We start from the raw sequence: 20,566 nt of genomic DNA, 5'->3' as shown, positions 1-20,566 counted from the left end.
GACGTTTTCAATGACTGATATCACTTATGATGGTGTCGAGCAGCTTCCTCTTAGGAAGTTCACTGAGGATGCATACCTCAACTACTCGATGTACGTCATCATGGACCGCGCACTCCCGTTTATCGGTGACGGTCTAAAGCCAGTACAGCGCCGCATTATCTATGCAATGTCGGAACTGGGCCTGTCGGCTACAGCAAAATATAAAAAATCCGCCCGTACTGTGGGTGACGTGTTAGGTAAGTACCACCCACACGGCGATTCAGCGTGTTATGAGGCCATGGTATTGATGGCTCAACCGTTCTCCTACCGTTATCCCTTGGTGGATGGTCAGGGCAACTGGGGTGCGCCGGATGATCCAAAATCCTTTGCAGCAATGCGTTACACAGAATCGCGCTTGTCTCGATTCTCTGAAGTGTTGTTGAGCGAAATCAGCCAAGGCACTGTTGATTGGCAGCCGAACTTCGATGGCACCATGAAAGAGCCAAAAACCATGCCTGCGCGCTTGCCACACATTCTGTTGAATGGTGTGACGGGCATTGCGGTGGGTATGGCGACAGACATTCCCCCACACAATGCCCGTGAAGTGGCGAATGCGCTGGTGGCATTGATTGATACGCCTCAGCTCGATCTGGATGGCATTCTGGAACATGTTAAAGGGCCAGACTATCCAACTGAAGCTGAAATCATTACCCCGAATGTGGAGCTGAAAAAGCTTTATCGCAGTGGTAAAGGTTCGGTCAGAATGCGTGCTGTTTGGCATAAAGAAAATGGCGACATCGTCATTTCGGCATTGCCTCATCAGGTGTCTGGTGCCAAGTTGCTTGAGCAAATTGCCAACCAAATGCGCGCGAAGAAACTGCCAATGGTGGAAGATCTTCGTGATGAATCTGATCACGAGAACCCAACTCGCATTGTGATCGTGCCACGTTCGAATCGTGTTGATTGCGATCAGCTGATGAATCACCTGTTTGCTTCTACCGACCTTGAGCGCAGCTACCGTGCGAACATGAATATGATCGGCCTTGATGGTCGTCCACAGGTGAAAGGCCTGCTGCATATTCTGACTGAATGGCTTGTGTTCCGTCGTGAGACGGTTCGCCGTCGCCTGCAATTCCGTTTAGACAAAGTATTGGCTCGCCTGCATATCCTTGATGGTTTGTTGGCAGCGTATCTCAACATTGATGAAGTCATTGAGATCATCCGCACCGAAGATAAGCCTAAAAATGTGCTGATGCAGCGCTTTGAGCTTAGCGAGACGCAAGCGGAAGCCATTCTTGAAATCAAACTTCGCCAGTTAGCCAAACTGGAAGAGATTAAGATCCGCGGTGAGCAAGACGAGCTGAATAAAGAACGTGATCACTTAGAGAAGTTATTGGGTTCTGAGCGTCGTATGAACACGCTGATGAAAAAAGAGATCATGGCCGATGCTGAAAAGTACGGTGATGATCGTCGCTCGCCATTGGTTGAGCGCGAAGAAGCAAAAGCCATGACAGAGCGTGATCTGATCCCAAGCGAGCCGATCACTGTTGTGCTGTCAGACAAAGGTTGGATCCGTCATGCCAAAGGGCATGATGTAGATGCAACCACATTGAGTTATAAATCTGGTGATAGCTTCCTTGCTGCCGCACGCGGTAAGAGCAGTCAACCTGTCGTATTCATTGGTACGGATGGTCGAAGCTATGCGCTTGAATCGCACAGCTTGCCGTCTGCACGTAGCCAAGGTGAGCCTATTACCGGTCGCCTGAATGTTACTGCAGGCACGACAATCCGTCATGTACTGATGGGCGAGAACGAGAATGTGGTGCTGATGGCATCAGACGCAGGTTATGGTTTTGTGTGTAAGCATGATGATCTGCTGTCGAAGAACCGCAGTGGTAAAGCATTGCTCAGTTTGCCCCAGGCTGCGGAAGTAATGCCTCCTCAAAAAGTGGGCGATCTCGATCACGACGACATTATTGCTATCACTAACGAAGGCCGTATGTTGGTCTTCCCGGTGAAAGAGTTGCCGCAGTTGGGCAAAGGCAAAGGGAATAAGATCATTAATATCCCTGCTGCACGCGCCAAAGCGCGTGAAGAGTTGCTTGCTCAGTTATTCGTGGTACCAAGTGGTGCTACCGTGACTCTGCATGCCGGCAAGCGTAAGCTTTCGCTCAAGCCTTCTGACATTGATAACTTCCGCGGAGAGCGTGGACGACGTGGAGCAATGCTGCCTCGTGGATTACAACGCGTTACCACGATAGAGATTGCATCACCGAATGATGCTGAGCCATCAGAAACACCGGAAGCGTAGTCACGAAATCAAAATCGAAACCCTCCGGAAGGAGGGTTTTTTTATCAGCTTGGCGATGATTGACCGATCGATGGGTGAATTTTGTCGTTGGATACGTATACTAGTCGCCATTGAGTTTTAGCGCACACCTGTACGCTGTAATGCCAACGCGAGTTGGGTATTACTCACAGGGACGTTTTCCTTACCCCGATTGCGGGTGTCAGGCATTAGGAGAGAAAAATGTACTTTATACTACGACTGTTGGCTATTGCCTTGTTTGCGATTGTCATCTTTGTTTTCGGTTGTGGTTACTGCCTGCTAAGTCCAAGAAATCCAAAGAATGTTTATACGATTGGTCGCTGGTTCGGCAGGCTTTCAAGCATTTTTGGTATTAAACTGGACTTGCGTCAGACTGAGGCTTCAAAAGACGTAGGAACTTGTGTGTATATTGCCAATCACCAGAATACTTGGGATTTGGTGACGGTTTCTAACGCTGTGCGCCCTGGTGCGGTGACGGTTGGTAAGAAAAGCCTTACCTACATTCCTATTTTTGGTCTCATTTATTGGTTAACCGGCAATATTTTGATTGATCGTAACAATCGCAGTAAAGCGATGGGCACGATTGGTCAGGTCGTAGATAAAATCAAAGAGAATAATGTTTCTGTTTGGTTGTTCCCTGAAGGAACACGATCTCGTGGTCGTGGACTTCTGCCATTCAAAACGGGTGCGTTTCACGCAGCCATTGGTGCTGGTGTGCCGATTGTTCCTATCGTGTGTAGCTCAACCCGTGATCTTAGCGTATCGCGCGGTGATAACGGCCACGTGATTGTGGAGGTGATGGATCCTATCTCTACTGAAGGCTTAACCAAAGAGCAGGTGCGTGAACTGGCTTCTCGTTGCCATGATGTGATGGCTGAAAAATTGGCGCAACTTGACGCAGAAGTGGCCGAGTTGAACAAGAAGTCATAAACTTTCATTTAAGCTCAAGGCTAAACAAGTTGAACAAAAGGATACGCAGATGCGTATCCTTTTGTGTTTATAACTGCAGGTGTTTTTGAGAGTAGTAGAACAGATATGCGGAAAGATTGGGTTGTTCTAGTAACGGAAAGCGGCGAGCCGATTGGGCTCGCTGACAAAATGGCAGCGCATCAGCAGGGTCTGCTGCACTTGGCTTTTTCTGTGATGATCTATCGCGACACGTTGCAAGGGCGCGAGTATTTGCTGCAGCAACGTGCTCAGAGCAAATATCACAGTGGCGGTTTATGGACTAACACGTGTTGCTCCCATCCCATGCAGGGTGAATCTTTTGATGCTGCCGCTGCACGTCGCCTGAATGAAGAATTGGGGATTGTTGCGCCGCTAGCGTTTCAAATGGGTGTAACATTTTGCTATCGCGCGGAACTTGATAACCATTTGACTGAGCATGAGCTGGACCAAATTATTGTATGCAAAGCGGATGACGTGGCGCTTGTGCCTAATCCTGATGAAGTGATGGATTGGCATTGGTGGCCAGAGGCCGAAATGCTTGGTGCGATGCGTGATACGCCTGAGCGATTTACGGCATGGTTCTCTCAGGTTGTCGACCATGTTGAAAAGCAGCTAACAGCGTAAGCGTAGACACGGTGTGACAGACAAATAAAAAGCGGCGTATTCACGCCGCTTTTTTCGTTCTATCGCTGTCAATTTCGGGCGTAATAATTACTTACGTACCGCAATGGCTTCGATTTCGATACCGACATCTTTTGGCAGGCGAGCCACTTCCACGCAAGAACGCGCTGGGTAGTGTTCTACATTGTGCTCATCAAAGAACTTACCGTAGACATCGTTCACTGTACCGAAATCGTTAAGATCTTTAACGAACACAGTCATTTTTACGATATCGCCTACTTTCAGGCCTGATGACTCAACAACCGCTTTCACATTTTCCAGTGACTGACGTGCCTGAACAGCAATATCGGGAGATACTTCACCGGTGACTGGGTTAACTGGGATCTGGCCTGAGGTCAGTACCATGTTGCCAAGATCAACACCTTGAATGTATGGACCGATCGCTGCTGGCGCGTGTTCAGTGTGAAGCACTTTAGTCATTTACCTATCCTTAATTAAACATTGGGTACGGAAACAGGGTAGGCGCCTAGTCTGCATCTTGGCAGCGATTAGGTAAACCTGCTAAATCACATTTTAGGTGTGTTGTCGTTTCTTGTTCGCATCAAGCGCAAGAAAAAGCCGACGATTTCCGTCGGCCTGACTCATGGCGCAGTCGAGTCAGTTTATTTCGTGCTTTAATGCTGATGGCGAGTCGTTATCAGTGATTCTCGGTCATGATTTCGCGTGAGAATACTTTCTCGCAATATTTGCACTTCAGATGGATGTCATCGGCTTTGTTAATGACGTTAAAGCTAGTTTCTACTGCGCTTTCATCGTGTGTAATACAGTTCGTATTTGGGCAACTGAACACGCCAAGAATATCCAGAGGTAGCGTGAGTGGAAGCTTAGCCACCACTTCATAGTTCTCAATTTGATTCACAGTAGCGTTAGGTGCGTACAGTGCCAATTGCTGCGCTTGCTCTTCGCTGACAAAGATATTTTCAATCTTGATAATGTCTTTTGCACCCAATGCAGATGAAGGCAGATTCAGGCCGACAGTGACGCGTTCGTTGCTCTTGTGCAGCTTGAACAGTTTCATCACTTTAAAGCCGACGTTGGCAGGAATGTGGTCGATAACCGTTCCGTTCTTGATGGCTTCAACCTGCAGTTTATTTTGTTTTACCATGACCTTTGCTCCTGCCTTAAATCTCTTCGTTCATAACCAGTGCTAATAGCGCCTGACGTGCATAGACGCCATTTTCTGCCTGCTGGAAGTAATACGCATAAGGCGTTTTATCAACAGCGACAGTAATTTCATCCACGCGTGGAAGCGGGTGAAGCACTTTCAGGTTCTCACGAGCATGCTCAAGTGCGGGTGTGTCGAGAATAAATGCCGCTTTAATGTGCGCATATTCAGATTCGTCAAAACGCTCTTTTTGAACACGAGTCATATAAAGAATATCGAGCTCTGGCACCACATCTTCGATACTGCTGTGCAAGCTGTAAGGGATCCCTGTTTCGTCTAATTCTTCTAGAAGATAATCGGGCATCGCCAGAGCATCTGGTGCAATGAAGTAGAAGCGATTGTTGTCGAACTTAGAGAGTGCCTGCGTCAGAGAATGGACGGTACGACCGTATTTCAGGTCTCCAACCATGGCAATGCTCAGGTTATCCAAACGACCTTGGGTTTCGAAAATGCTGAACAGATCGAGCAGTGTCTGAGTCGGGTGTTGGTTTGCGCCATCTCCGCCATTAATCACTGGCACGCCTTTAGAAAACTCTGATGCCAGACGTGCAGCGCCTTCTTTAGGGTGACGCATAACGAAAGCATCAACATAAGAAGAAATGACCTGCACGGAATCAGACAGGGTTTCCCCTTTTTTGCCTGATGACGTATTCCCTGCATCAGGAAAACCTATTACAGTCCCGCCAAGACGCTGAACAGCCGTTTCAAACGATAGGCGCGTGCGTGTGGAAGCTTCAAAGAAGCAACTGGCGACAACTTTATTTTTCAGCAAGGTCGGGTTTGGCTCAGCTTTCAGTTTGCCGGCCGTATCGACAATCAATTCCAATTCTTCGCGGGACAACTCCGGGATGGAGATAATGTGTTTGTTGTACAGCGAGGTCGCCATGTCTTTTCTTCCCTCTGTGGTTGCTCATCACGTCTGAGCTTGGTGTAAACCCAATTCATGATGGCTATCGGTGGTACATTTTGGTCAAAAAAAAGCCTCCCGATCAGGAGGCTTTTTTTATCAATACATGAAAAACGAAATAGGATGCCATTGCCACTTTAGGGCACTGTTTAGCCGTTGATTGTGTCGCTAAGTGTGGCATTTCGATTCATTTTTCTGACAAATTGCGAGGAATTATACGCCCATTTTGTGAGGGCGCAAGACTCGTAGAATAAACCTGAGAAAGTCATGAGGGCAAAGGGGAGCGCAGCGGCGCGTGTCTGACAAGATAACAAACCGCTGTATCACACAGCGGTAATCAGGGGGAAACGGTTAGTTGCCCAGCGTGGCCACTAACACTGCTTTAATGGTGTGCATGCGGTTTTCTGCTTCATCAAACACGATGGAATAGTCGGACTCAAACACATCTTCAGTGACTTCGAGACCATTCATGTCGTATTTTTCAGCGATTTCTGCGCCGATGGTGGTTTCATCGTTGTGGAAAGCGGGCAGGCAATGCATAAACTTCACATGCGGATTGCCCGTGGCGTTGATGACGTTCATGTTGACTTGGTATGGCGTCATCAGCGCGACACGTTCATCCCATGTTTCTTTTGATTCGCCCATCGACACCCAAACATCGGTGTAGAGAAAATCACACCCTTTCACGCCTTCTTCAACGTTTTCGGTCAAGGTGATTTGCGCGCCAGTTGTTTTTGCAATGGCTTTGCATTGTTCAACGAGGCTGGCTTCTGGCCAAAATTGTTTCGGCGCAACCAAACGAATATCCATGCCCATTTTTGCTGCGCCCACCATGAGCGAGTTACCCATGTTATTGCGCGCATCGCCCAGATAGGCAAATTTGATTTCATGCAATTGTTTGCCACGACCATGCTCTTGCATGGTGAGAAAATCAGCGAGGATTTGTGTTGGATGGAACTCATCCGTCAGGCCATTCCAAACAGGCACACCTGCATATTTACCGAGTTCTTCAACAATCTCTTGTCCAAAACCGCGGTACTGAATGCCGTCGTACATTCTACCCAGCACGCGTGCCGTGTCTTTCATCGATTCTTTATGGCCAATCTGCGAACCTGATGGGCCAAGGTACGAGACTTGTGCGCCTTGATCGAACGCGGCCACTTCGAATGCACAGCGTGTACGGGTGGAGGCCTTTTCAAAGATCAGGGCAATATTCTTGCCTTTCAAACGTGGCTGTTCGTAGCCATTATATTTGGCTTTTTTAAGCTCGGCAGACAAAGAAAGCAGGTGTTCAATCTCGCGAGGCGTGAAATCCAACAGCTTGAGAAAATTCCGGTGACGAAGATTAAAAGCCATAATGAGTTCCCTTCAAAATCCCGTGTACAACTGAATAGCAGAATCATGGTCCACTATGATAATAATCACGATTTTCACTTAAACGTGAGTAGGAATGCAACCCCAGTGAATAAATAATTATATGTAATGGATCGGTATTCATTAAAATAGAGAGGCGTAGGGAATAAAAAAGCGGCCACTTTACAGCGGCCTTGATCGATTCAGGAGTGTGGAATAAGCCGGGAGTTATAGCCCTTCGCGTTCGATAGGGCAGCTCATGCAGCGCGCGCCACCGCGTCCGCGTCCAAGCTGATCGCCGGGAATAGGCAGCACGGTAATCCCTGCTTTGTCGTATTTTTCGTTGGTATACACGTTGCCTTCGTAACCAACAACGACGCCAGGGCGTACGGTGAGGACATTATTCGCGTCATTCCATTGCTCACGCTCGGCTTCAAAACTGTCACCACCCGTGGTGATGATATTGAGTTGCGGGATATCAAGTGCTTTCTCAATGGCATGAAGGAAGTAATCGGCTTCTTTCACGTCGACGTCTCCATTGCCTTTGTTGGTTAATCGCCAAGATTGCAGATCTTTGCGCATGACCTGCGGATAGACTGAGAAGGTATCAATATCCATGTGGGTCATGACAGTGTCTAAGTGCATGCAAGAACGATGTTTAGGTAAGTTAATGGCGATAACTTCTTTGGCCTGACCTTGTTCAAATAGGCTTTTTGCCAACGCCTCAACACCTTGTGGTGTGGTGCGCTCAGACATGCCGACTAACACTGCCCCATTACCGATTACAAGCACATCACCACCTTCAACCATGGCGTTGTCGTAGTCGCGCTGCTCTGCCCCTAGGTAAGTGAGGAAGTCACTGCCCGCAAATATCGGGTGCCAACGGTAAATGGCACGGAGATGATTGGTTTCGCGCTGACGAGCAGGTTTCGCCATTGGGTTGAGCGATACACCACCGTATATCCAGCAAGACGTGTCACGGGTAAACAGGTGGTTCGGCAATGGGTCGATAATGAAATCAGTGCGCTCATGCATTGCCTGCATCATAGAGGACGACTGAAGAGGGAAGTCGATATAGCTCAAACCACCGAGAAGAATGTGTGCTAACTCTTCATGGCTTAACTCGTTAAGGTACGTGCGTACGTCCCCTGCAAATTGGTAGCCCAAGCGGTATTCACCAACCTGCACATCGAGAAGCCAAGTTTTAGCCTCTGGTATGGCTAAGGTCTCTGCCAGCAGATCGTGCAGCAGTAAGACTTCTACGTTTTGATCTCGTAATGTTTGTGCAAACTGATCATGCTCTTCCCCGGCACGTTCGACGGCCAAAACATCATCAAACAGCAGATCTTTGTAATTTGAAGGAGTGAGGTGGTTGAGGGCTCGCTCTGGTCTATGCAGCAGCACACGTTTCAATTGTCCGACTTCAGAACCCACATATAACTGACTCATGATCGTTTCTCTCTTGAATTATTATTAGCTCCGCCAGTTGGCAAAATATGCGAATCGAAGCCACTGATCTGGAGTCAGAATAGTGGATTTAAACGCGATCATTTTGTCCGGAATGGCGGGAAAACATGGAGATTAAGCGACAGAATTCTGTAACAGGGGCGTTTGCTAGCAAAGACGCCTGAAAACGTGTCGTAAATCCATTTATCTCAACAGCAGCACTTCGGCTTGCCGAGTCAGCGGTATCTCGTGCTTGACCTGCCAGTGCATGCGCTCATTTGTGCTTATCTATGCGATATAAATGCACACTATTCCATAATTTAGGGTTTTCTTGGCGCAAGATGAGGCAAAACCTAAGTATGTGTAGCATCTTGTGTTGTTATTTCCCTGTTCTCAAATAATGACAACCTTGTTGGTTAAGGTCAATTTTACTTTTAATTAACATGCATTCAATGCGAGATTTTTAGCGATAAACGCAGTCATACTGCGTCTTCATGCGCTATCAATTGGACGTGGCAAAGCAAGCCAATCCATGCGATAGTGCTTCGGTTATTATTTCAGTCTGGAGTTATCCAATGTCTTACGCTGACATTATTGAAGAACAAAAAGCGGAAACCCGCGAAATCATTGCTGCGCTGCTAGATGATGGTAGCGATCCAGATGCGCTTTATACCATCGAGCATCACCTGTCAGCTGACAGTTTTGCTGAGCTGGAAGGTGCAGCGGTTGAGGCGTTCAAACTAGGTTTTGAAGTGCTAGATGCAGAAGAACTTGAACTAGATGATGGCTCGACGGTTATTTGCTTTGATGCTGTGATGGAATCAGCCCTTGATGCAGAACGCATCGATGAGCAGGTTGAGAAACTAGCGGCATTGGCTGAAAAACATAAGATCGATTACGACGGCTGGGGCACTTACTTTGAGTCTGATGAAGAAGACGACGAAGAAGAAGAAGGTGACTTGGAAGAAGAGGAAGACGCGAAATAATCGCGTTCTCTCTTACAAAACGGAAAAAGCCGGATTCGTCCGGCTTTTTTGTGCGCGCTGATCCGTGATTGGAGATTATCACTACCAACCTAAAAGGTTTTCAGCATCACAACTTCACAGTCACCGTGCCCGGTTTTCCCCAAGGGTTTATCTAGGTGTTTAAAACCAAGAGATTCATAAAGATGAATCGCTTCTTTTAAACAGGCTGTGGTTTCGAGATAGCAACCGGTATAGCCTTTTTCACGGGCGAATTTCATCGCCATTGCGGCAATACGACGGGCAAAACCTTTGCCTCGCAGCTCGGGACGAAAATACATTTTCTGTAGTTCACACAGCGATGCCTCTCCCTCCAATGGTGCAATGCCGCCGCCACCCAAGATCTTCCCTTTATGTTCAACGACCCAATATGCGGCATTATCTGCTTGGTAGCATTCACTGAGCGAATCGAGCGCTGGGTCGGCCACGCTGTAACCCTTATCTTCTGTTAGCCCATATTCTGTCGATACTTTACGAATAACTGCGGCGATGGCTGCGTTATCAGCAGGCTCTAGTGGGCGTAAGGTGAAGCCCTTTTGATGCTCGCTCTGTTCCATTGCTCGGTTGTAGCGATGCAATGAGCGGGAGAGATTTTCGATTTCATCGAGATCTAGCTGCTCAAGGTACAAGGCGATTTCTTGATTGATGCCGACATGGTGCTGGTTGAGCCGATCGTGTCCAAAGTCGCTTAGCAGATAACGCGGTTGTGCATTTCTGGCATCGACTTGATAGGCCACGGTGTCATTATTAATCAAGATAGCGAGGGTGCGGTTAGCGTTGATCACGTCAATGTTGAGTCGTGTTGCTAATTCTTCTGCGCTTAATGCACCTTGCTCAAGCTCGATCAGAACATGACATTGCACTGTCGTCAGGCCTGCGGTGCCATAAATATTATCTAATAGCCCACGATGTCTGAGCAGCTGTCGGACTAAAGATCGAATTTCCACAGGACCTGAGTGCATAGTGTCTCCATTAACGTCGGTGTCTCGCGATGAATCGCAAATGCCTTACGTCATACAGAGTAAGGCATTAGTATTTTTAACCAAAATAAAAATGACTGCGTTGATTCAACAAACTGAAGAGGGAAGAGACGTTAGGGGGTATCAGTGACAAAGAGAGCAGCCTCAGCTGCCCTGTTATTTTTGATGAGGTGTTATGCGGTGACAGAGTGATTGTGGCGACATTGCATCATACGAAACGCTTCTTTTTTCTGCCAAACACGCTCGTGAAGGTAATACGCCATGGTATTGATACAAGGCTCGATCATCGCCATCACGCTACCAATCAAGATATCGCCTGTTAGCACGTACACCACACCAAACGCGACACTGAAATGAATCACCGCAAAGCTTGCTGTTTTACGGCCAGGGTTATTTTTCATGGTGCGCTTTAAGCGCTTGCTGTCCCAAGCTTTTTCATGGAAGTAAAAAGCAACCGTATTGACCATGGGCTCGATCATCGCAATCAAGCTACCAATCAGAATATCGCCTGTCAGGATATAAGCGACAGTAAACGCAACAGTAAAGTGAATGACAGCAAAGCTCATGGTCTTTTTCATAATAGGTCCTCAGATCCCTCATGGGTACAGATCCATTATTGCAAATAATTCTCATTTGTAAATGGCTTTTCTGTGAATTATTTTGATAGGTTAAACCTATTGATTGGCGATGTGTAAAGAACCGAGGCGAAAATCAATCAAAGAAACAAACCACTAGAGCAGGGTTATCTTTATCTGCTGCTATACGGGATATGGACGTTGATTGGGTGAGAATTGTTTACCGAATCTCGAATCTTGAAATGCAAAAAAGGCTGACGATTACTCGTCAGCCTTTTATTGGTTAAACCGTTTGAAGCGTTGAATTACAGTGCAGCGATGATCGCTTTCTGTTCTTCCAGTTTCACCAGTGTTTCGTGGTAACCGTCTAGTTTCGCACGCTCTGCTTCAACAACCGCTTCTGGCGCTTTAGCCACGAAACCTTGATTGCTCAGCTTGCCAGAGATACGTTTGATTTCGCCTTGTGTCTTGGCAATTTCTTTATCTAGACGCGCTAGCTCTTCATCTTTATCGATGAGGCCTGCCATTGGGATCATTAGGGTAGATTTACCCACAAGTGCTGTCGCACATGCTGGGGTTTCTTCACCTGATGTCAGTACACGAATGTCTTCAAGCTTAGCGAGAGACATCAGTACTTGTTTGCTTGCTTCCACGCGCGCGATGTCTTTATCATCGGCGGCTTTCAGCATGACATCCAACGGTTTGCTTGGCGCTATATCATATTCTGCACGCAGGTTACGAATTGAGGTGATGAAGGCTTTCACCCACTCAATGTCTGCCAAGGCATCTGCATCAAACTGTGCTTCATCATACTGCGGCAATGCTTGCAGCATAATGGTTTCATCAAAGTTAGCTGCATCAATACCTTCAACCAATGGCTTAACGCTCTGCCAAATAGACTCGGTGATATATGGCAGTACTGGGTGAGCAAGACGTAATGTCTTCTCAAGCACAGTGATCAGTGTGAAGCGCGTCGCTTGCTGTTGCGCTTCTGTGCCTTTCCAAAGAACAGGTTTGGTCAGTTCTAGGTACCAGTCACAGAATTGGTTCCAGATGAATTCGTACAGCGTGTTGGCTGCCATATCCAGACGGAAGTTCTCGATGTGTGCGTTGAAATCTTTCGCTGCCAGTTGGAATTGAGACTCAATCCATTTGTCTGCCAGTGAGAATTCCATCGCAGCGCGCTGCTCTTTAGACAAAGAGGTTCCGCAATCTTGGTCTTCTGCATTCATCAGCACGTAACGGCTTGCGTTCCATAGCTTGTTACAGAAGTTACGGTAACCTTCAAGGCGCTTCATGTCCCAGTTGATGTCACGGCCTGTTGATGCCATGGCTGCTAGGGTGAAACGCAGTGCATCTGTACCGTAAGGTTCAATGCCACCTTCAAAGGCTTTGCGTGTGTTCTTTTCAATCTTGGCAGCAAGTTGAGGCTGCATCATGTTGCCACAACGCTTTTCAACTAACTCTTCAAGGCCGATACCGTCAATCATGTCGATTGGGTCAAGGACGTTACCCTTTGATTTCGACATCTTATCGCCGTTTTCATCACGGATAAGACCGGTGACATAAACGGTTTTGAATGGCACTTGCGCTTTGCCATCTTCGTCTTTACAGAAGTGCATGGTCATCATGATCATGCGAGCAACCCAGAAAAAGATGATGTCGAAACCTGTTACCAACACGTCAGACGGGTGGAAGGTTTTTAGATCAGGCGTTTGCTCAGGCCAACCTTGTGTACCAAATGTCCACAATGCAGATGAGAACCAGGTATCAAGCACATCGTCGTCTTGGCGAAGCACAACCACGGGTGCAAGGTTATTTTGCTCACGCACTTCTTCTTCGTTGCGGCCAACATAGACGTTACCGTCGTTGTCATACCATGCAGGAATGCGGTGTCCCCACCAAAGCTGGCGAGAGATACACCAATCTTGAATGTCACGCATCCAAGAGAAGTACATGTTTTCGTATTGCTTAGGCACGAATTGAATGTCGCCATTCTCGACGGCTTCAACCGCTGGCTGCGCCAGTGTTGCTGCGCGTACGTACCATTGGTCGGTCAGCATTGGTTCGATAACCACACCACCACGGTCACCGTAAGGCACGGTAAGGTCGTGGTCTTTAATTTCTTCTAGCAGGCCAAGGCTATCAAGTTCAGCAACGATGGCTTTACGCGCGGCGAAGCGCTCCATGCCACGGTATGCTTCTGGCAGCTCACTGCTGTAAGCGTCGCTTGATTCGCCGTTGGTGCTAAACACTTCAGCGCTGTCACGGATGTCAGCATTGAAGGTCAAAATGTTTATCATTGGCAGCTGGTGGCGTTTGCCGACTTCATAGTCATTGAAGTCATGCGCAGGGGTGATTTTCACACAGCCTGTGCCTTTCTCCATGTCTGCGTGCTCATCGCCTAAGATTGGGATGCGACGGCCAACAATCGGAAGCATGATTTCTTTGCCGATCAGATCTTTGTAACGCGGATCTTCAGGGTTAACGGCAACACCCGTATCACCCAGCATGGTTTCTGGACGAGTGGTTGCGACAACAATGTAGTCTTTGCCATCAGCCGTTTTCACGCCATCCGCTAATGGGTAACGGAAATGCCACATGTAGCCTTTGACGTCTTTGTTTTCGACTTCTAGGTCTGAAATGGCGGTGTGCAGTTTTGGATCCCAGTTAACCAGTCGCTTGCCGCGATAGATCAGATCTTCTTGGAAAAGACGGACGAACACTTCTTGAACGGCATTTGATAAACCGTCATCCATGGTGAAACGTTCACGATCCCAATCGACAGATGCGCCAAGGCGACGAAGCTGTTTGGTGATGGTGCCACCAGATTCGTTCTTCCATTCCCAGATCTTATCGATGAAGGCATCACGACCGTAATCGTGCTTAGTCTTGCCTTCTTCTGCCGCGATCTTGCGCTCAACAACCATTTGCGTGGCGATACCTGCGTGATCGGTACCTACCTGCCAAAGGGTGTTTTTGCCTTTCATACGCTCGCAACGGATCAAGGTGTCCATGATGGTATCTTGGAACGCGTGACCCATGTGCAGGCTGCCGGTGACATTGGGTGGTGGGATCATGATGCTGTATGCATCTTTTGATGTATCACCGTGAGGCTTAAAATAACCAGCCTCTTCCCAGCGCTGGTACAGCGCCTTTTCAATTGATGTTGGGTTGTATGTCTTTTCCATAGCGCTCTTGACGGATCAGTGTGAGATTTAGGACATGTCATCAATGGCGAGGGTTCGCATTTGACGCCCAGCCATTCTGTAAATTTTGTAGCGCTCTCGCGCTTGTTGCTTGAGAGTTTCATCGCAAGGCACGAAGTCTACCACTTGTGCAAAGGAAGGCGCAAAAATTGCTGCTTCTTCGGACAGATTTATCAGCACATTTCTGTGCCCGGTATGTCGGACTCCTGCCCAGCCTATTTCAACTTGCGCGCCGCCTCTCGGCCCTTCCCCCACAAGATTGTGTGCGACAAAGTTATCCGGTGACTGTTGCCAAAGGTATTCGTCGACGCTTTCCGCTTGAGATTTATCGTTCGCCGAAATGTAAACCTTCATACCTTGTTGACTAAAAAGCGCTGAAAGTTGGCCGGCTTTTTCTACCATACAGCGCTGGGGATCTGTATGGGTGTCATCCAATAAATAGAAGGTTGCCAATGCCATGTGAGTTTCTCTATTAAACGGCGAATTAATGCGGTTAAGTTTGCGGTTAGCTTGCCTGAAAATCCATCGCTTTTTCTTTGGCTAATGACATGACAAACGAAAAAAAGGAGGCTGTTTAGCCTCCTTGTCGATGTTGTGAAGTTTTACTCCACCGTCTCCAGGCCAGAGCGGTTCAGTAAGAACTGAACAAGCAATGGGACAGGGCGACCTGTCGCCCCTTTGTTGGCTCCACCTTTAAAAGATGTACCAGCAACATCAAGGTGCGCCCAGTTATATTTCTTTGCAAAGCGTGAGAGGAAACAACCAGCAACGATAGTGCCACCACCCGGTGAACCAATGTTGGCCATATCGGCAAATGGGCTCTTCAGCTGTTCTTGATACTCTTCGGTCATTGGCAGACGCCATGCACGGTCACCGGCTTGCTCTGAGGCGTTGACAATTTCATGCGCCAGCGGATTGTGATTGGATAACAAGCCACTGATGTGATGACTTAGTGCAACAATACAAGCACCGGTCAACGTAGCGACGTCAACCACACATTCTGGTTCGTAACGTTCTACATATGTCAGCGCATCACATAACACCAAACGGCCTTCAGCATCGGTATTCAATACTTCAACGGTTTGACCTGACATGGTTGTCACAATGTCGCCAGGGCGGTAAGCATTGCCATCTGGCATGTTTTCACAACCTGCTAAGACACCAATAACATTGATTGGTAGCTCAAGTTTTGCTAGCGACTTCATTGCGCCAAATACCGATGCTGCACCACACATGTCGTACTTCATTTCGTCCATGCTGGCTGGTGGCTTCAGAGAAATACCGCCAGCGTCAAAGGTCAAACCTTTACCAACCAAGATAATTGGTTTGGCATCAGGGTCTGGATGGCCTTTGTACTCCATGATTGACATCATCGATTCGTTACGTGAGCCTTGGCCAACGGCTAAGTAAGATGTCATGCCTAGCTCTTTCATCTCTTGTTCGCCGATGATCTTGGTGCTGACTTTATCGAAGTCATCTGCCAAACGGCGCGCTTGAGAGGCAAGGTATGCAGGGTTTGCTACGTTTGGTGGCATGTTGCCAAGGTCTTTACACGCTTTAACGCCAGACGCAACAGCGAGACCATGGGTAATCGCGCGCTCACCTAGGTTTAGCTCGCGACGGGTAGGTACATTGAATACCAATTTACGAAGTGGACGACGGGTTTCCGGTTTCACACTCTTGAATTGATTGAAGGTGTAGAGGCTGTCTTTGGTGCTTTCTACTGCTTGACGAACTTTCCAGTACGTGTCGCGACCTTTTACGTGCAATTCGGTCAGGAAGCAGACCGCTTCCATTGAGCCAGTTTCGTTAAGCGTGTTGATGGTGTTCTTGATAATTTCTTTATATTGACGCTCACCGAGTTCACGCTCTTTACCGCAACCAACCAACAACACTCGCTCAGAAAGTACATTAGGAACGTGATGCAGTAGCAGCATCTGGCCAGGCTTTCCTTCGAGATCTCCGCGGCGCAAAAGGCTACTAATGTACCCATCGCTGATTTTATCGAGTTGTTCTGCCACCGGAGACAAACGGCGTGGTTCAAACACACCAACTACGATACACGCGCTACGTTGCTTCTCGGGACTCCCGCTTTTTACACTGAACTCCATGCGTACTCCTACATCCTAAAGACAAGTGAGGCTAAATGTTGGATAATGCCCGCTTTATTGGCACTCGATTTCGTGTTCGAGGTAAATTGAATTAAGCAGGTCAACACTTGGCCGAAAGATTAAAAAATAACTCATTTACCCAAAAACTATAGCGATTCGAGTAAAAAAACAAGTTTTCTAAAGGTAAAACACCGTGATTATTGTTCGGTATTTGATCCGAGAGACAGTGAAAACGCAACTCGCTGTGTTGTTTGTGCTTTTTCTGGTCTTTTTTAGTCAGAAGTTCATACGTGTGCTGGCAAACGCTACAGATGGCTCAATTCCGGGTAGTGATGTGTTAACACTGGCCGGTCTTTACATGCCATCGATGGCAATGTTGATGTTGCCACTTAGCCTTTATATCGGGATTTTGATCACTTTTGGCCGTCTTTATGCTGAAAGTGAGATTACCGTGATGAATGCGACGGGGATTGGGAACAAGTTCCTGATCCACGCGGCATTGTATTTGGCGTTGTTGACAGGGGCTGTTGCGGCATTTAATGCACTGTGGCTGACGCCTTGGGCGAATGACAAAGAAATTAAGGTGATGGAAAGCCTGGAATCTGATTCTGGTCTTGAGCTTCTCGTGCAAGGGCAAATCCAAACCACACCAGATGGTCAGGCAGTGGTCTTTGTTAATGAAATCACGGAAAGCGGACAGAATCTGCATAACGTCTTTATTGCCCAGCCTGTGCCTCGCGATACGATGCGTCCAAACGTGATTGTTGCCGAAAAGGGTTTTGTTTCTGAGCTACCAGATGGACGTCAGGTATTGGATTTAAATACCGGTGTCCGGTATGAAGGTTTACCAACTCGACTGGATTACACCATTACCGACTATGACAATTATCAGGTGTTGATTGGCCAGCGCGAAGTTCGCCAGAAACAACGTGATTGGGATGCCATGCCGACGCCTGCTCTGTTAAATGAGTCGTCGCCACAAGCAAAGGCTGAGTTGCAATGGCGTATCGCTCTCGTATTGTGTATCCCGTTAATGACAATGATCGTTGTGCCGCTCTCTGCGGTGAACCCTCGACAGGGGCGCTTTGCAAAACTTTTCCCTGCGGTATTGATATATCTGACTTACTTCCTTGCAATAAGCGCGGCTAAATCGGCAATAGAAGAAGGAAACCTGCGGCCTGAAATCGGTCTTTGGAGTATCAACTTACTGGCATTGTTGGTGGCTATTGGGCTGATTAGCTGGGACACATTACCCATGCGTAAGTTGAGATATCGATTGAGGAGGACCGGCTAATGTTTAAGATCCTCGACCTTTACATTGGGCGCACGATTATTGCGACAACGTCGTTGTGTTTGGCAACCTTGGTGGGGCTTTCGGCCATTATCAAGTTTGTTGAACAGCTACGCTCAGTGGGTGATGGTGTTTTCACCATGATGACGGCTGTGCAATATGTCATGTTGAGCATGCCGCGCGATATTGAGATGTTTTTCCCGATGGCGGTATTACTGGGTGCATTGATTGGCCTTGGCTCATTGGCATCAAGTTCGGAACTGGTGGTAATGCAGGCCTCGGGTTTTTCCAAACTAGATATTGGCCTTTCTGTGTTAAAAACGGCAATGCCATTGATGCTGGTGGTGCTGGCATTAGGGCAGTGGGGCGCACCCGATGCCCAAAAAGCGGCACGTGAACTGAGAACGTTCGCGAAATCAGGCGGTAACGTCATGTCTGTTCGCAGTGGTGTTTGGGCGAAAGACGGCAGTGATTTTATTTATATTGCACGAACCGATCAGAAAGAGTCACTGACTGGCGTGAATATTTGGAAGTTTGACGACAACCAAGTACTCAAAAGCATGGTGTTTGCGGATAGCGGGGCTTATCTGGATAAAGATAGTTGGATGCTAAACAATGTCACCGTCACTCACTTTGAAGGCCCGATTAAAATCAGTGAAACCAAAGAAGATCAGTTAGCCTGGAAAACGACGCTGACACCTGAGAAGCTTTCCATCGTAACGGTGAAACCAGAAGAGTTATCACTCAGTGGTGTATACAGTTACGTCGAATACTTGAAGGCATCGAAACAGGATGCGACTCGCTATGAACTTGCTCTGTGGCGAAAGGTACTGCAGCCGCTGTCTATCGGTGTAATGATGCTGTTGGCGCTGAGCTTTGTTTTCGGCCCACTACGTACGGTGACCATGGGCGCACGCGTGCTATCCGGTGTTATTTTTGGTTTTTCCTTCTATATATCAAATGAAGTGTTTGGGCCGTTAACCTTAGTCTATAACTTACCGCCCTTCTTTGGTGCCGTTGCCCCCAGTTTAGCGTTTGTCGGTGTGACACTTTACTTACTCAATAGAAAGTTATAGATGCTAGGCGATAAATTTATTTGATATAAGAAGAGGGAGCCCATGGGCTCCCTCTTCTTATATCAAACGATATGATGAAACTTAGTCGATCTTGAGCATTTGGCTGTTTGAGAAGTGATCTTGAAATGCACGATTGTTTCGATCAAATAAGGTGAATAGATTACCCGCACCCAAACAAGCAGTCGCCATTCGTATTAGCGCCTGAGTGAAGGTGAGGTTTCCACCAAATTCACTCACAAGTTTAAGCTTCCATGCTTTCATTCCAACGGTCTGACCTGCTTTAGACCAAAAGTAGCCATAAAATCCCGCAGCAATTGCAAATACATAGAGAGTAAAGAAAGGACTGATCATAGGGTTGCGAGTCAGGTAATCTCCCACGTCCACGTAACCTTCTATTGAAAGCCCAAATTGCATCGCAATGGCGAAACCACCAACAACCAGGCCGATAGCAAGCATTTCAACGGCGACGAGTACGAGAAGGTCATAAAGCCATGCGCCCATACGACGAAAGAAGCTCGCGCCTTTAGGCACACTGAACTGAACAGAGGATTGAGACATGTTGCTGTCCTAATAATGAGTAATGCGTGCAGTTTAACAGCCTTATCGATAAGGGTGAATGGAGAAAAATGGGTCAAATTGCATGTTTATTTACCAGGATGGCGAAAAAAGAAACGGTTGAACATTTTTTTCTATTTATGTACTTGCGTCGTTGTTCGGCATGCGTATAATTGGCCGCACTTGCCCGAGTGGTGAAATTGGTATACACGACGGATTCAAAATCCGTTTCCGAAAGGAGTGTCGGTTCAAGTCCGACCTCGGGCACCAAATTCCGAGAAAGCCTTAGTCGAAAGACTAAGGCTTTTTTCGTTCTAGCATTTCCAAATTTTCTCCCTCCTTTGTTTCACCGTCATCTTCTACTTTCTATTAATCCCTCTATACCCAAGCAACCTCAAGATGAGAGGCTCCCAAAGGGCGAGTTTTGTTGGCCGCCATGCTTTGTTACTAATTTTCAACGTAGAGCGACTATGTTTCCAAACCAACGCCGTGCCTGACAGCCTACAAACTCTCGCTGAACAAGCATCTTGAGGTTGTTTGGGTATATATAGAGAAACAACAGTATTTGGTGGTCGTTCTCATTGTTACTCTTGATTCCCTCATTACGCTGTATGACATGACATCTACATCTACATCTACATCTACATCTACATCTACATCTACATGAACCAAACGTTCAAAACTGGGTGCGAGGTGATATTGAAGACAGGCAATTACGATATATCAAAGAAGCAAAGGGGTTCTATTGTGCTTCAAGAAAGAAAACTTGATGAAAAACAACTGAAAATAGAGTAATAAATAGTCAGTTTTGACCGTTATGATGCAAATTTAAACGGTTAGGCCTGTTTTATTAAGTTTTTTGAAATTAGCTATTGCCAAGCAGTTCGAAGTCTCTATAATGCGGCCCATCGACACGGAACACGGCGAGTTAAGCCGCTG

17 protein-coding genes and 1 tRNA gene are annotated in these 20,566 nt (G+C 47.3%); 7 read left to right on the top strand and 11 right to left on the bottom strand.

Translation table 11 applies throughout. From position 1 onward, the window contains the following. Window positions 1-10 precede the first annotated feature (10 nt). The 3 genes from parC (at window position 11) to idi (ending at window position 3,880) form a co-directional block, all read left to right on the top strand. Window positions 11-2,290, top strand: a complete 2,280-nt coding sequence (gene parC, locus A1OO_RS00570) for a DNA topoisomerase IV subunit A (RefSeq protein WP_017005130.1) — start codon at window positions 11-13, stop codon at window positions 2,288-2,290. Between the two features lie 219 nt (window positions 2,291-2,509). Continuing rightward, on the top strand, window positions 2,510-3,238 hold the full coding sequence (locus A1OO_RS00565; protein ID WP_016958950.1) for a 1-acylglycerol-3-phosphate O-acyltransferase: 729 nt from the start codon (window positions 2,510-2,512) through the stop codon (window positions 3,236-3,238). Between the two features lie 105 nt (window positions 3,239-3,343). Beyond that, a complete protein-coding gene (idi, locus tag A1OO_RS00560) occupies window positions 3,344-3,880 on the top strand; it encodes an isopentenyl-diphosphate Delta-isomerase (RefSeq protein WP_016958949.1) in 537 nt (178 codons plus the stop codon). A gap of 87 nt (window positions 3,881-3,967) precedes the next feature. Here the strand turns inward: idi and A1OO_RS00555 are convergent, their stop codons facing one another. The 5 genes from A1OO_RS00555 to arcA all read right to left on the bottom strand — a co-directional run bounded on the left by A1OO_RS00555 (window position 3,968) and on the right by arcA (window position 8,811). Beyond that, a complete protein-coding gene (locus tag A1OO_RS00555) occupies window positions 3,968-4,357 on the bottom strand; it encodes a RidA family protein (protein WP_016958948.1) in 390 nt (129 codons plus the stop codon). Between the two features lie 217 nt (window positions 4,358-4,574). Next, complete coding sequence (gene pyrI, locus A1OO_RS00550; protein ID WP_016958947.1) at window positions 4,575-5,042, bottom strand: aspartate carbamoyltransferase regulatory subunit; 468 nt, start codon at window positions 5,040-5,042, stop codon at window positions 4,575-4,577. Window positions 5,043-5,058: 16 nt separating this feature from the next. Continuing rightward, window positions 5,059-5,988: an aspartate carbamoyltransferase gene (pyrB, locus tag A1OO_RS00545; protein ID WP_016958946.1), complete on the bottom strand. Its 930-nt coding sequence runs from the start codon at window positions 5,986-5,988 to the stop codon at window positions 5,059-5,061. 372 nt (window positions 5,989-6,360) lie between these two features. Further along, window positions 6,361-7,365, bottom strand: a complete 1,005-nt coding sequence (argF, locus tag A1OO_RS00540) for an ornithine carbamoyltransferase (RefSeq protein ID WP_017005129.1) — start codon at window positions 7,363-7,365, stop codon at window positions 6,361-6,363. 225 nt (window positions 7,366-7,590) lie between these two features. After that, a complete protein-coding gene (gene arcA, locus A1OO_RS00535) occupies window positions 7,591-8,811 on the bottom strand; it encodes an arginine deiminase (protein ID WP_016958944.1) in 1,221 nt (406 codons plus the stop codon). Window positions 8,812-9,383: 572 nt separating this feature from the next. Here arcA and rraB point away from each other — a divergent pair. After that, on the top strand, window positions 9,384-9,794 hold the full coding sequence (gene rraB / locus A1OO_RS00530; protein WP_016958943.1) for a ribonuclease E inhibitor RraB: 411 nt from the start codon (window positions 9,384-9,386) through the stop codon (window positions 9,792-9,794). An 89-nt stretch (window positions 9,795-9,883) separates the two neighbouring features. On the opposite strand, the gene A1OO_RS22905 is transcribed toward rraB, so the two are convergent. The 5 genes from A1OO_RS22905 to pepA all read right to left on the bottom strand — a co-directional run bounded on the left by A1OO_RS22905 (window position 9,884) and on the right by pepA (window position 16,705). Continuing rightward, window positions 9,884-10,792: a bifunctional helix-turn-helix transcriptional regulator/GNAT family N-acetyltransferase gene (locus A1OO_RS22905; RefSeq protein WP_016958942.1), complete on the bottom strand. Its 909-nt coding sequence runs from the start codon at window positions 10,790-10,792 to the stop codon at window positions 9,884-9,886. A gap of 191 nt (window positions 10,793-10,983) precedes the next feature. Then, the gene (locus A1OO_RS00520) at window positions 10,984-11,388 is read right to left on the bottom strand and encodes a DUF2061 domain-containing protein (protein WP_016958941.1); all 405 of its coding nucleotides are present in this window, start codon (window positions 11,386-11,388) and stop codon (window positions 10,984-10,986) included. A gap of 302 nt (window positions 11,389-11,690) precedes the next feature. Further along, on the bottom strand, window positions 11,691-14,576 hold the full coding sequence (locus tag A1OO_RS00515) for a valine--tRNA ligase (RefSeq protein ID WP_017005128.1): 2,886 nt from the start codon (window positions 14,574-14,576) through the stop codon (window positions 11,691-11,693). A 27-nt stretch (window positions 14,577-14,603) separates the two neighbouring features. Next, window positions 14,604-15,053, bottom strand: coding sequence for a DNA polymerase III subunit chi (locus tag A1OO_RS00510; protein ID WP_017005127.1), 450 nt, complete (start codon window positions 15,051-15,053; stop codon window positions 14,604-14,606). Window positions 15,054-15,196: 143 nt separating this feature from the next. Then, a complete protein-coding gene (gene pepA, locus A1OO_RS00505; RefSeq protein ID WP_017005126.1) occupies window positions 15,197-16,705 on the bottom strand; it encodes a leucyl aminopeptidase in 1,509 nt (502 codons plus the stop codon). 193 nt (window positions 16,706-16,898) lie between these two features. On the opposite strand from pepA, the gene lptF reads away from it, so the two are divergent. Together lptF and lptG are read left to right on the top strand one after the other, a co-directional pair. Next, on the top strand, window positions 16,899-17,999 hold the full coding sequence (gene lptF / locus A1OO_RS00500) for an LPS export ABC transporter permease LptF (protein WP_017005125.1): 1,101 nt from the start codon (window positions 16,899-16,901) through the stop codon (window positions 17,997-17,999). After that, window positions 17,999-19,072 carry an LPS export ABC transporter permease LptG gene (gene lptG / locus A1OO_RS00495; protein WP_016958936.1) on the top strand — a complete coding sequence of 358 codons (1,074 nt, stop codon included), beginning with the start codon at window positions 17,999-18,001 and terminating at the stop codon, window positions 19,070-19,072. The genes lptF and lptG overlap by 1 nt, the downstream gene beginning before the upstream one ends. 81 nt (window positions 19,073-19,153) lie before the next feature. Here lptG and A1OO_RS00490 read toward each other — a convergent pair whose 3' ends face one another. Then, entirely contained in the window at window positions 19,154-19,630 is a 477-nt protein-coding gene (locus A1OO_RS00490) for an RDD family protein (RefSeq protein WP_016958935.1), read from the bottom strand. A gap of 182 nt (window positions 19,631-19,812) precedes the next feature. Between A1OO_RS00490 and A1OO_RS00485 the strand changes: the two genes are divergently transcribed. Next, window positions 19,813-19,897, top strand: a tRNA-Leu gene (locus A1OO_RS00485). Window positions 19,898-20,566 lie beyond the last annotated feature (669 nt).

It is taken from the genome of Enterovibrio norvegicus FF-33, from assembly GCF_000286835.2.
Taxonomy (GTDB): Bacteria; Pseudomonadota; Gammaproteobacteria; order Enterobacterales; family Vibrionaceae; genus Enterovibrio; species Enterovibrio norvegicus_A.
Note: the sequence above shows the minus strand (reverse complement) of the source record. Positions and strands in the feature narration are given on the sequence as shown.

Bases quoted from the DNA above. Each gene is read 5' to 3' on its own strand.
- pyrI (WP_016958947.1), bottom strand. From the start codon at position 5,042: ATGGTAAAACAAAATAAACTGCAGGTTGAAGCCATCAAGAACGGAACG.
- lptG (WP_016958936.1), top strand. From the start codon at position 17,999: ATGTTTAAGATCCTCGACCTTTACATTGGGCGCACGATTATTGCGACA.
- rraB (WP_016958943.1), top strand. From the start codon at position 9,384: ATGTCTTACGCTGACATTATTGAAGAACAAAAAGCGGAAACCCGCGAA.
- A1OO_RS22905 (WP_016958942.1), bottom strand. From the start codon at position 10,792: ATGCACTCAGGTCCTGTGGAAATTCGATCTTTAGTCCGACAGCTGCTC.
- A1OO_RS00490 (WP_016958935.1), bottom strand. From the start codon at position 19,630: ATGTCTCAATCCTCTGTTCAGTTCAGTGTGCCTAAAGGCGCGAGCTTC.
- A1OO_RS00555 (WP_016958948.1), bottom strand. From the start codon at position 4,357: ATGACTAAAGTGCTTCACACTGAACACGCGCCAGCAGCGATCGGTCCA.
- A1OO_RS00510 (WP_017005127.1), bottom strand. From the start codon at position 15,053: ATGGCATTGGCAACCTTCTATTTATTGGATGACACCCATACAGATCCC.
- pyrB (WP_016958946.1), bottom strand. From the start codon at position 5,988: ATGGCGACCTCGCTGTACAACAAACACATTATCTCCATCCCGGAGTTG.
- pepA (WP_017005126.1), bottom strand. From the start codon at position 16,705: ATGGAGTTCAGTGTAAAAAGCGGGAGTCCCGAGAAGCAACGTAGCGCG.
- parC (WP_017005130.1), top strand. From the start codon at position 11: ATGACTGATATCACTTATGATGGTGTCGAGCAGCTTCCTCTTAGGAAG.
- idi (WP_016958949.1), top strand. From the start codon at position 3,344: ATGCGGAAAGATTGGGTTGTTCTAGTAACGGAAAGCGGCGAGCCGATT.
- A1OO_RS00515 (WP_017005128.1), bottom strand. From the start codon at position 14,576: ATGGAAAAGACATACAACCCAACATCAATTGAAAAGGCGCTGTACCAG.
- arcA (WP_016958944.1), bottom strand. From the start codon at position 8,811: ATGAGTCAGTTATATGTGGGTTCTGAAGTCGGACAATTGAAACGTGTG.
- A1OO_RS00565 (WP_016958950.1), top strand. From the start codon at position 2,510: ATGTACTTTATACTACGACTGTTGGCTATTGCCTTGTTTGCGATTGTC.
- A1OO_RS00520 (WP_016958941.1), bottom strand. From the start codon at position 11,388: ATGAAAAAGACCATGAGCTTTGCTGTCATTCACTTTACTGTTGCGTTT.
- argF (WP_017005129.1), bottom strand. From the start codon at position 7,365: ATGGCTTTTAATCTTCGTCACCGGAATTTTCTCAAGCTGTTGGATTTC.